We start from the raw sequence: 12155 nt of genomic DNA on the forward strand, positions 1-12155 counted from the left end.
CTAATTTTATTTCGCGTTTCTTTCCGCACGTTTTCTATCTTCTTCAGAAAGGATTTTTTTACGCATTCTGATGAAGTTTGGAGTAACTTCTATACATTCATCTGCTTGAATATATTCCATACACTCTTCTAGCGAGAATAAGATTTTTGGAGCAATGTTTCCGTCTTTATCTTTACCAGCAGCACGCATGTTATTCAATTGTTTTGCTTCTACAATATTTACGACTAAGTCTCCAGGTTTGTTTTGTTCACCAATAATCATTCCTGCATAAATTTCTTCGCCCGGATCTACAAAAAACTTACCTCTATCTTGAAGTTTCGCGATAGAATATTCTGTACATGGACCTTGAGTTTTAGAAACCAAAACTCCATTATTTCTACCAGGAATCGCTCCTTTGAAAGGTTTATAATCTGTAAAACGGTGCGCCATAATCGCTTCTCCTGCAGTTGCCGTCAACATCTGAGAACGCAATCCGATTAAACCTCTTGAAGGAATTTCGAATTCCATGTGTTGCATTTCTCCTTTGGTTTCCATGATGTGAAGGTCACCTTTTCTTTGTGTAGCTAAATCGATTACTCTAGAAGCATACTCTTCTGGAACATCTACTACTAAACTTTCGTATGGTTCGTGGCTTTCTCCATCTACATCGTGAAGAATTACTTGTGGCTGACCAATCGTCATCTCGTAACCTTCCCTTCTCATGGTTTCAATTAAAACAGATAAGTGAAGAATACCTCTACCAAAAACTAGGAATGTATTTGCATCTTCGGTTTGTTCTACTCTTAATGCTAAGTTTTTCTCTAATTCTTTTTCTAATCTTTCTTTCAAGTGATTAGAAGTTACATATTTACCGTCTTTTCCGAAGAAAGGAGAATTGTTGATAGAGAATGTCATGTTTAACGTAGGCTCGTCAATAGACAATCTAGTCAATGGTTCTGGATTTTCTAAATCTACGAAAGTATCTCCAATTTGGAACGCATCAAAACCTACTACTGCACAAATATCACCTGCTTGAACTTCTGTAACTTTTTTCTTGCCTAAACCTTCAAAAATATATAATTCTTTAACTTTACCTTTAAGGATATTGCCATTTTCTTGTGCAAGACCAATCCACTGAGATTCTTTGATAGAACCTCTGGTTACTTTACCTACTGCAATTCTTCCTAAAAATGAAGAATAATCTAGAGAAGTTACTTGCATTTGTAAGTTCCCTTCTTCTACTTTTGGAGCTGGAACATATTGTAAAATGCCATCTAAAATTGGTAAAATATTATCCGTAGGTTCTAGTGAAGTATTGAACCAACCTTGTTTAGAAGAACCATAGAAAGTAGGGAAATCTAACTGTTCTTCGGTAGCATCTAGGTTAAAGAATAAATCAAAAACTTTATCATGAACTTCGTCTGGACGACAGTTTTCTTTGTCAACTTTATTAATAACTACAATAGGTTTAAGCCCTAATTCTAAAGCTTTATGCAAAACGAAACGAGTTTGTGGCATAGGTCCTTCGAAAGCATCTACCAATAACAATACACCATCAGCCATTTTAAGAACACGTTCTACTTCACCACCAAAATCGGCGTGACCAGGAGTGTCGATTACATTAATTTTAGTATCTTTATAAGTAACCGAAATATTTTTAGAAAGAATGGTAATTCCTCTTTCTCTTTCTAAATCATTATTATCCATAATTAAATCTCCAGATTCTTGATTATCTCTGAAAACATTAGTAGCATGGATAATTTTGTCTACCAATGTGGTTTTCCCGTGGTCTACGTGGGCAATAATTGCGATGTTTCTGATATTTTGCATATATATTTTTTGAAGGTGCAAAAGTAGTGAAAAAAATTGGAAGATGGAAGTATGAAGATACAAGATTAACAATTCGTTAAAACATTGATAATGAAATCATTTTGAGACTTTAGATTTTAGAAAATCAATAGCAAGAAAACTTTTGTATATTTGGTTTGGTAACTTTGCAAGTCTGCAAGTTTGTTGTAATTTTTAACTTTACGAAATGACCAACCTACGTTTTTTTGGAATAATACTTTTACAAATTCTATTTGTTTCTTGCTCAAGCAACAAAACACTTGTTGATAAAATCGATACACATTATGGGAAAGTGAAATTTTACAACGAAAGTAAAAAAAACAACATTCAACATATTTATGCTTCGGTTGATAGTTTAGGATTTCGAAGTTATTACGAATTCTATCCTAATAAGATTACAAAAACTAGTGAAGTTTCAAAACAAATGATTTACACTGTTTTTGATGGAGATTTACCCCAAGATTATGACAAAAATATCTATTTAAAGTTTTCACCATTAGACAAATTGATATTAAATCATGGAAATCGCATTTTGGATTCTCTTGGACTAAAAAATTTTAAAAGAACAAACAATGGAAAAGCGTTCATTATAGAAGTTAACTATTATCATGGCTATCCAAAAAATAAATCCTTTTAAAAGATAAAAACTCAGCAACCACAAAAAGGTTTTTCTTTTGATTATTTTCAAATTCAAAAAACTTTAACGAAATTTGTAGCATGAACAAAAAACCAGTTATTGCTATTGACGGATTTTCATCTACCGGAAAAAGTTCAATTTCTAAAGTGATTGCCCAAAAACTTGACCTCATCCACATTGATACAGGTGCACTCTACCGTGGAATCACGTATTTCGCTTTAGAAAACTGCCTTAATGACAGCCAAGAAATAGACATAAAGTCACTCTTTGAAAAATTTGAGCAAATTCATTTGGAATTTATTTTAAACAATGGCGTTTTAGAGCTTTTCCTCAATGGCAAAAACATTGATAAAGAAATTCGTGAACCTAGAGTTTCTGACCATGTAAGCCTTATTGCAAAACAAGCAGAAGTAAGAGCTTTTTTACTTGATTTTCAACGAAATTTGGCTCAAAAAGGTGGCGTAATTATGGACGGAAGAGACATAGGAACTGTTATTTTGCCTAATGCAGATTATAAATTCTTCATCACCGCCAGTCCAGAAGAAAGAGCCAAAAGAAGACATCTAGAACTGCAAAATTCTGGCGTAGATATTTCTAGAGAAGAAGTTTACGAAAACCTAAAAACCAGAGATAAAATCGATAGCGAAAGAGCTGTAGCTCCGCTGAAAAAAGCAGATGATGCCATCTTGATAGACAATACTTTACTGAACAAAGAAGAAACCATAGCATTGATTCTATCATATATTTCGAAATAAAAAATAGAATCTATTCATACAATTTTAACATAAATTTGTGAAAATTTTCCTTATATTTGGTATAGAAGTTGTGCGAATGAAGAGGTAAACGAAAATAAATTATTAACACTAAATTATTACAAAATGGGAAAAGGTAAAAATACAGCAGGAATTATTGCAGGTCTTCTAGCAGGTGCTGCAGTAGGTGTAGTTCTAGGAATGCTTTACGCTCCAGAAGAAGGTAAAGAAACCAGAAAAAAACTAAAAGCTAAAGCAAATGATTTAAAAGATCAAGCATTAGACGAATATGATAAAGTATCTGAAAAAGTAAAGTCGGAATACGGAAATCTATCAGACAAGGCAAAAGAAAATTTAGATAAAGTAGTTTCTAGCGTAAAAGATAGCTACGAAAAATACAAACATACCGCAGCCAATAAAGCTTCGGAAGTAGTAAAAGAAGTAGAAACAGAGCTAGATGCTTTAAAATAATCTGTAAAGTTTTTATAAAATTTTATAAAGGAACTTATTATAAAAGTTCCTTTTTTTGTACCTTTAAACAAAGAAATTTGCCATGATAGACCTCATCAAAGATTACGCAGAAAAAAAAATAGAACTCGTAAAGCTAGATGCTACCGAGAAATCTCTTAAAATCATTGGAGTTTCAGTACCTGTAATGATTATCTCTGTTCTTGCCATTTTCTTTATCTTTTTGTTAAACGTGAGTTTAGGTTTATTCTTAGGAAATTGGCTCCACAACTTTGCTTATGGCTTCCTCATTCTTGCAGGATTCTATTTATTGCTCATTTTATTGGTCTTTTTAATGAGAAATTACATTAAAAAATTCATTACCAACAAGGCCATAGAAATGCTGTTTAACGATTAAAACTCCATGACATGAAAAACTTAGAAGACTTAAGAAAACGCAAGGAAACTTTAAGAAAAGAAATTGCCGAGTTGGAAGATATCGCAGCATTTAAAAATCCTAAAGAAAGTTTAAGTGCCATCACTCATGGATTCACCGACCAATTTTTAGTCGATAAGACCGACGAAAACGGAGAACACCGATTAAAACTGAAACCAGCCGAAATTCTAAGTTTTGCAACTGGTGGCGCTTCCGAAAATTATATCAAAACCAAAATCAATCAATACGGCGAAGAAAAAATTGGCATCAATACTCAAAACGTAGTAGGAAGCATCGCCGAAAACGCCATCAAAATAGGATTGGCAGCCGTAGTGACCAATTTTGCGAAGAAGAACCTCTATCATACCAGTTGGAAGAAAAAATTAATCGGCATTGCGCTTATTTATTTGGCTCCCATGGTTTTAAAATTTTTAAGAGAAAAATTAGAAGAATACGAAGAACGTGAAGTTTTAAAAAGCCTAGAAGAAATTTTATAATATGGAAAAGGAATTTGTAGATTTTAGAACTACCATACAACATTCATGGGAAAATTTCCTTGGTCAATTGCCTGCAATTTTGTTGGCAATTTTGGTTTTTATTGCGGGAATTTTCGCCATTAAACTATTTTCAAAAGTTGTTACTAAATTCATAGACGAAAAATCAAAAGATTCTATCGTTACAGATTTCTTGGTGAATATCGTTTCTTTTATCCTCACCATCTTTTTGGTTATCGTTTGTTTGGGAATTTTGGGCTACGGAAACATTACCGATAAAATTCTGGCAGGAACAGCGCTCACCACTTTTATTGTAGGTTTTGCCTTAAAAGATATTGGCGAAAATTTCTTGGCAGGAATTCTTATGGCGTTTAGAAGACCTTTTAGAATCGGTGATTTAATCGAAGTGCAAGGAATGAGAGGAAGAGTAAAAAAAATGTCGCTCAGAGAAACCAATATTAAAACTCTTGACGGTAAAGATGTTTTCATTCCCAATTCCATTATTCTTAAAAATCCACTTGAAAACTTCACGTACAATCAACTTTTGAGAAGTGAATTCTTCATTAATGTAGATTATTCCGAAGATTTAGAAAAAGTAATGAAGGATATTTTACACATCATCAATTCGTTTGAAGAAGTAGAGAAAAATCCTCACGCCAGTGTTTATGTACAGGAAATAGATGGCGAAAAAATAAAATTGCGTGGCGCTTATTGGTTCAAAACGACGGATGTAAACGCTCCCGGAAACAGTTTAAAATCTGAAATATTGTTCAAGGTTATTCATTACATCAAAAAACAAGACATTCAAATCGAAGAGAATTCTCCCAATCCTGATGATGAAAGAAAAACAGTAAAAGAATAATTTTTTATTTCAAGAATCTCAATTTTTCTTGGAGACAAGTGAATTTTACCGGTGCATAACCGATGAATTCTCCGTCCATATCAATGGTTAGAGCTAGACCATCTGCATTTTCGATGAAAACTTCCTGAGCCGAAGTATAAGAAACTTGTGGATGATTGATTTTTTTGCATTTTTTAGCCGTTCCAATATTTCTAAAGTAATCTAACAAACTGATGTCTCCCACATTGGTAATGGCAAATTCGCCATCAGAAATCTCTGCATGAGGAGCAATTCCTATAGCATTCCCGAAATATTTGGCATTGGCTACTACATAATTCAGCACTTTTCCTTGCCATGTAAAATCTTTGGCGGTGACCTTGATGGTTTTCTTTTTGTACATTAAAAAAGTAGAAAGAATGGCGATGAAATAATTCACGTCGCCCGGAAAAACCAAAGGCAATCTTTCTTTACTGATGACTACTTCTCCCCCAATTCCTACATCTGAAACATTGATGAAAAAACGTTCTGCTTTTTGTTTTTCTCGGCTCAGAAATTCTGCAAAACCTACATCTACAAGTATGGAAGAATCTTTTGCAATAAGAAATTGCAATTCTTCTATATTTTGATAACCTAGATTTTTGATAAAATCATTTCCGCTTCCTGATGGTAAAATCCCAATTTTTATCTGAGAAATTTTTTCCCAATCATAGCCATTTTCTGTACGAAATGCTTCTATTATGCCATTCACAATCTCATTCAGCGTTCCATCTCCACCTACTGCAATAAAATGCGTAAAACCTTCTTCCACCGCACGTTTTGGCAAGGTTAAAAAATGCCCAGAATATTCTGAAATAAAAAACTGATAGTCTTGATTGAGAAAATGATGCTGAATGTCAATTTCAATTTTCTTGAAATGTCTAATCGTAGGATTGATGAAAAAGGCGATTTTTGGCATTGAAAGAGGTAAAGGTAAAGTTGAGGTAAAGGTTGAGGTAAAAATTGATATAAAATTAGCTTTTAAAGATAAACATTTTTCTCAAAATTAATTCCTAATCCCTAAATCCTAAATCCTAATCCCTAAATTTTAGAAAAAATCTGCCCTAGAATGATTCCTGTCGCCATCGAAACATTGAGGCTTTCTGTAGATTGTTTTTGTCCGAATCGTGGAATGGTAATGTTTTGGGAAACCAATTTTTCAACTTCTGGTCGCATTCCGTTTCCTTCATTGCCTAAAATAAGATTGAATTTTTCAGGAAAATCAAAATGATAAATATTTTCGCCTACCATATCTGTTCCGATGTTTACAGCGTCTGTTTTAGCCAAATATTCAGTTAAATCGGTATACACCACATTGATTCTGGCAAAAGAACCTTTGGTGGACTGAATCACTTTTGGATTGTACACATCAACGGTGTCTTGACTGCAAATCACCTGCTCAATTCCGAACCAATCCGCCAATCTGATGATGGTTCCCAGATTTCCCGGGTCTTGAATTCCGTCTAAAATAATCTGTATTTTCTGTTGCTCTAGCATTTCAGGAGAAGGCAATTCTACTACCGCTACAGAATCTTTTGGTGTTTGCAGAAAACTAATTTTCTTCAGTTCACGTTCTGTAATCGGATGAATCTCTGTTTCGGGGAAGGATAAATCTTCGGGTTGAATAGAAAAAATTTCTTGAATTTTGTAAGAAGAATGTTTCAACTCTTGGATTATTTTGTTACCTTCAACCAAAAACAAATTGTATTTTTGTCTGAACTTCTTTTTGTCCAGAGACTGAAAAACTTTTATTTTATGAGCAGTAAGCATTTTTTTAAATATTTTCAAAAATACCACATATTTTTATCTTTTGCAATCCTCGTTTGGTTTCTTTACGCTTGTAACAGTACCAAGAAAGTTCCGAATGGTGAGTATTTATTGACGAAAAATAATTTTGAATATGTAGACCGAAAAGATTTCGATGAAGAAATCCCGAATTTTGTCAGTCAAAAACCCAATAAAAAAGACCTCTATTTGTTCCCTACTCGTTTATGGATTTATAACATGGCGAATGCGAAATATGACAGCATTCTAAACGAGTATCAAACGTTTCCGAGACAAATGAGAAATCAAAAACTCAGAGATTCTCTTTATGTAAAATACAATCATCCAGAATTGAAGGGCAATAGTTTGTTTTGGAACAGAGTTTGGCATTCTTTAGGGAAACCTCCTATCATTTTAGAGCAAGGAAAAACCGAAACTAGTGCTAATTCCATTAAAAAATTCTTGGTGTATAAAGGATTCTGGGACGCTCATGTAGATTTTTCTCACAAACTTGATTCGGCGGCAAAAAAAGCGCAAGCCAATTACAAAATCACGTACAAAGATCCTACTTATATCAACGGATATTACTACAATATTCCCTACGAAAACATCCGTAATATTTACGAACAAAAAATTACAGAATCTAAAGTAAAATCAGGAGCTATTCTAGACCAAGAAAAATTAGAAGACGAGGTCAAAAGAATTACCGAACTCATGCAAGAAAAAGGTTATTATAGCTTCAATAGAGATGGTGGCGAAATTTATTTTACAGCAGACACTTTGCAAAGCAGAAAGCAAGTTCCACTCACCATGGATATTTTGAAAGACACGCTCAAAACACCTTACAAACAATACACCATTGGTAACGTAGAAATTCAATATTTAGAAAAACTTACCGACACTGCCAATGTAGACGTAAAAGAATACGAAAATGCCATCATCAAAAGAATAGATGACCAATATAAGGTAAAAGCACTTTGGAGACCGATTACGTTGAAAAAAGGTGAAATTTACAACCAAAAAAACCTAGACCTTACCAAAAGAAATTTCTTAGCGCTTAATAATTTCAGCATTGCCAGTTATAAAGCTTCTCCAGACAAATACAGTAATCCGAATGATACGATTATCAATGTAAAATACAAACTCATTCCGTTACCGAAATACAATTTTAAAACCGCGCTCGATTTACATTATTCTCAAATTTTGAACTTCGGGTTTTCTCCTTCTGCCGAATTGACGGCAAGAAATGTTTTTGGTGGCGCCGAAAACTTTACGGGAAGTGTTTCTGGAACCTTTGGTACGGTTTACGATGAAAAAAATCCTAATTCGTTGTTTAACGCTTCTGAATATTCCCTGCAATTTGGGCTGAATTTCCCAAGATTGCTCTTGCCCTTTAACACCGAAAAATTTGTTCCAAACAAATATTCTCCTGTTTCTACAGTGAATTTAGGTGCTTCTGTACAGAATAATATTGGGATGGACAGAATCAACGTGAACGCTGGTTTGAATTATTTCATCACCGTGAATGAAGTGATTTCTCACCGACTCTCAGTTTTTAACACGCAGTTTTCATTTACCCGAAATAAGAATAAATATTATGAGTTATTCAAAACGGAAGGAGATATTAAAGACGGAATTTTTAATCTTTATGACATCTATAATCCTAGTGCTATTAATTTAGACACCGAGGCCAAATCTAGATTATTGCTCAATGATACAGGTTTTGCGAATAGTCTTTCGCCAACAGGTTTAGATTTATTGCTCAATTTCAGACAGTCAACCATCAAAAAAGACCGATTGACTCAAGACGTTCTCATTAATTCTTTGGCTTACAATTATATCTACAATGAAATCGGGAAAAAAGGCTATCAAAACCCATTCTTTTTAGATGCTAAAGTAGAATTGGCTGGGAATTTATTGAGTATTTTCAGTAAAAACAATACGGATTCTGGTGTTTTAACCAACAGCAAAACCATTTTCGGCATTCCGATTTCTCAGTTTGTGAAATTCGACATTGATGCGAGAAAATATTTCACTTTCAAAAACAAATCACAGTTTATTGTAAGACAATTTATAGGTGTAGGAATTCCTTATGGAAATTCTAGCAACATGCCATTTATCCGTTCGTATTTCAATGGAGGAAGTAATGACATCAGAGCTTGGATTGCTTTTGGAGGATTAGGTCCTGCCGATACACAAATCGACCAAAAAGTGAGAGCTTATATGATGGATAACGTAAAATTGACCACCAACATAGAATACCGATATCCATTTAATGAAATGTTTGAAGGTGCCGTTTTTGCAGATGCTGGAAATATTTGGAGCACCAAGGATTCAGGAATTGGCGATGAATTTAAGTTCAATAAATTTATTTCTCAAATGGGATTGGGTTCTGGTTTCGGGTTGAGAATGCATGTAGCCTACATTACCGTAAGAATAGATTTAGCCTACAAATTACACGACCCAAATCAGCCAAAAGGCGAAAGATGGGTATTTGACAAAATAAAACCATTTAAACCAACCTTCAACTTCTCGATTGGTTATCCTTTCTAAAAAAACAAATATGAAGAAAAATGTAATCGTTCTTGCACTGCTTAACAGTGTTTTCTTATTTTCACAAGAAAGAAATCTTAGAAATATTCAGCAATTGACTGATGGTGGAGATAATGCAGAAGCGTATTTCTCTCCCAATGGAAAATTCCTGACGATGCAAGTCACCAATAAAAATTTGGGAGCAGAATGTGATCAGATTTTTGCCTATGATTTATCGAAGAATTATTCTAAAAAATCTGACAATCTACAATTAATTTCTACAGGAAAAGGAAGAACAACCTGCTCTTTCTTTATGCCAGATAACCAACATATTCTCTACGCTTCTACACACGAAGCGAGCAGCGCTTGTCCAGCTCCGCCTGTTTCTAAAGACGGAAAATATCTTTGGGCAATTTATCCAGAATTTGACATTTATATGGCAGATTTGAGCGGGAAAATTGTCAAAAAATTAACCGATGTTCCTGGTTATGATGCAGAAGCTGTGGTTTCTCCAGACGGTAAAAAAATTGTTTTCACTTCTACCAGAACTGGCGACTTAGAACTCTGGACAATGGATATTGACGGAAAAAATCTGAAACAACTTACCTTCGGTTTAGGATATGACGGCGGCGCGTTTTTCTCTCATGATTCTAAAAAAATTGTATTCCGTGCTTCTCGACCAAAAACCGATGCCGAAATTAAAGAATACAAAGATTATTTGGCTCAAAATCTCGTTGCTCCTACCAATATGGAAATCTACACCATCAATGCTGATGGAACCGATTTAAAACAAATTACGCACCTTGGAAAAGCGAATTGGGCGCCATATTTCACTCCAAATGATAAGAAAATTATTTTCTCGAGTAATCATCATTCCACGAGAGGTTATGATTTCCAGTTGTACACCATTGATTTAGAAGGAAAAAATCTGAAACAAATTACCTACGAAAGCGAATTCAATGCGTTCCCGATGTTCTCTAAAGACGGGAAAAAATTGGTTTTCAGCAGCAATAGAAATCAGTCGAAGCCGAGAGAAACCAATGTTTTCATCGCAGATTGGGTAGACACAGACGAAGCAGAAAATGTAAACGAAACTCAACTTAAAAATCATCTTACTTATCTTGCTAGTGACGAATTGCAAGGCAGATTAGCAGGAAGTGAAGGTGAGAAAAAAGCGGCCAATTATATTCAGAAATATTTTAAAAAATTAGGCCTTAAAACCCATTTACAACCGTTTGAATATTCCATAAAACTGAATCCACATGATGAAAATTCTTCTACTCCAAGTAAAGGAAACAACGTGATAGGATATTTAGACAATAAAGCGTCTAAAACGATTGTTATTGGTGCACATTATGACCATTTAGGATTGAACCAACATCATCAATCTACGCTGATGAATTCTGACGGACAAATTCACAATGGTGCAGATGACAATGCTTCTGGCGTTTCGGCAGTGATGGAATTGGCGAGAATTTTTGCCAAAAATAAGACTCAAGAAAAAGTAAATTATGTTTTTGCGCTTTTCTCTGCAGAAGAAGACGGACTGATTGGCTCTAAAAAATTTGCTGAAAATGTAAAATCTCAATATCCTAATGTAGTCACCATGATTAATATGGATATGGTTGGAAGATTAGACAAAGATAAAAACCTTACTGTAGGAGGTGTAGGTTCCTCTCCTATTTTCACAGATTTGGTTAAAAAAGTGAAACCTGCAGGTTATAATATTACACTTGATGAATCTGGAATTGGTCCTTCTGATCATACCAGCTTCTATCTGAAAGATATTCCTGTTTTATTCTTGTTTACGGGAACGCATGCAGACTATCACAAACCAAGTGATGACAGTGATAAAATAAATTTCGATGGCGTAAAAACCATCACCCAATATGTTTTTGGCATTGCGAATGAACTTTCTCAGAAATCTGAAATTCCGTTTACGAAGACCAAAACCACTTCTACCAAATCTGTCCCAAAATACAAAGTAACACTGGGAATTATGCCAAGTTATGCAGATTCTAAAGATGGTTTACACATAGATGGAGTTACCGATAACAGACCTGCTGCAGTTGCAGGAATTCAGTCTGGAGATATTCTTACCCAAATTGGAGATTGCAAAATCACAGAAGTTTATTCTTATATGGATTGTCTATCAAAACTTAATGCTGGAGACGAAAAAGAAGTTACCGTGATTAGAAATGGAGAAACGAAAGTTTTTAAGGTAAAATTCTAAATAGAAACTTATCTAAAATAAAAAAACTCGCTTTTCGGCGAGTTTTTTTATTTATACAATTGTCTAGTCCTGAAATAGCGATACACAAAAAAAACATCGTTATGAAAGAACATCAAGAACCGCTTTATATTAAGCGAACACAGAAAGATTACAGCT

General features: G+C 34.2%; 11 protein-coding genes. 8 read left to right on the forward strand and 3 right to left on the reverse strand.

What is annotated here, in order from left to right; genetic code table 11:
* Positions 1 to 6: 6 nt before the first annotated feature.
* Positions 7 to 1809, reverse strand: coding sequence for a translational GTPase TypA (gene typA, locus C3729_RS08720; protein ID WP_104793812.1), 1803 nt, complete (start codon positions 1807 to 1809; stop codon positions 7 to 9).
* Between the two features lie 205 nt (positions 1810 to 2014).
* Here typA and C3729_RS08725 point away from each other — a divergent pair, with 205 nt between their 5' ends.
* From C3729_RS08725 to C3729_RS08750, 6 genes are all read left to right on the forward strand, one after another.
* Entirely contained in the window at positions 2015 to 2464 is a 450-nt protein-coding gene (locus C3729_RS08725; RefSeq protein ID WP_104793813.1) for a hypothetical protein, read from the forward strand.
* 80 nt (positions 2465 to 2544) lie between these two features.
* Complete coding sequence (gene cmk, locus C3729_RS08730; protein WP_104793814.1) at positions 2545 to 3219, forward strand: (d)CMP kinase; 675 nt, start codon at positions 2545 to 2547, stop codon at positions 3217 to 3219.
* A 123-nt stretch (positions 3220 to 3342) separates the two neighbouring features.
* Entirely contained in the window at positions 3343 to 3687 is a 345-nt protein-coding gene (locus C3729_RS08735) for a YtxH domain-containing protein (RefSeq protein ID WP_104793815.1), read from the forward strand.
* An 82-nt stretch (positions 3688 to 3769) separates the two neighbouring features.
* Complete coding sequence (locus C3729_RS08740) at positions 3770 to 4081, forward strand: phage holin family protein (RefSeq protein ID WP_104793816.1); 312 nt, start codon at positions 3770 to 3772, stop codon at positions 4079 to 4081.
* An 11-nt stretch (positions 4082 to 4092) separates the two neighbouring features.
* Entirely contained in the window at positions 4093 to 4596 is a 504-nt protein-coding gene (locus C3729_RS08745; protein ID WP_104793817.1) for a phosphoribosyl-ATP pyrophosphatase, read from the forward strand.
* 1 nt (position 4597) lies between these two features.
* On the forward strand, positions 4598 to 5455 hold the full coding sequence (locus C3729_RS08750; protein ID WP_104793818.1) for a mechanosensitive ion channel family protein: 858 nt from the start codon (positions 4598 to 4600) through the stop codon (positions 5453 to 5455).
* A 4-nt stretch (positions 5456 to 5459) separates the two neighbouring features.
* Here C3729_RS08750 and C3729_RS08755 read toward each other — a convergent pair whose 3' ends face one another.
* Together C3729_RS08755 and C3729_RS08760 are read right to left on the reverse strand one after the other, a co-directional pair.
* Entirely contained in the window at positions 5460 to 6389 is a 930-nt protein-coding gene (locus tag C3729_RS08755; protein ID WP_104793819.1) for a diacylglycerol/lipid kinase family protein, read from the reverse strand.
* A gap of 122 nt (positions 6390 to 6511) precedes the next feature.
* A complete protein-coding gene (locus C3729_RS08760; RefSeq protein ID WP_069796918.1) occupies positions 6512 to 7240 on the reverse strand; it encodes a TrmH family RNA methyltransferase in 729 nt (242 codons plus the stop codon).
* Between C3729_RS08760 and C3729_RS08765 the strand changes: the two genes are divergently transcribed.
* Together C3729_RS08765 and C3729_RS08770 are read left to right on the forward strand one after the other, a co-directional pair.
* On the forward strand, positions 7226 to 9787 hold the full coding sequence (locus tag C3729_RS08765; RefSeq protein ID WP_104793820.1) for a BamA/TamA family outer membrane protein: 2562 nt from the start codon (positions 7226 to 7228) through the stop codon (positions 9785 to 9787). The genes C3729_RS08760 and C3729_RS08765 overlap by 15 nt on opposite strands.
* Before the next feature lie 10 nt (positions 9788 to 9797).
* Complete coding sequence (locus C3729_RS08770) at positions 9798 to 11999, forward strand: M20/M25/M40 family metallo-hydrolase (RefSeq protein ID WP_104793832.1); 2202 nt, start codon at positions 9798 to 9800, stop codon at positions 11997 to 11999.
* Positions 12000 to 12155: the final 156 nt, after the last annotated feature.

The sequence above is a fragment of the Cloacibacterium normanense genome, assembly GCF_002943105.1.
Classification (GTDB): Bacteria; Bacteroidota; Bacteroidia; order Flavobacteriales; family Weeksellaceae; genus Cloacibacterium.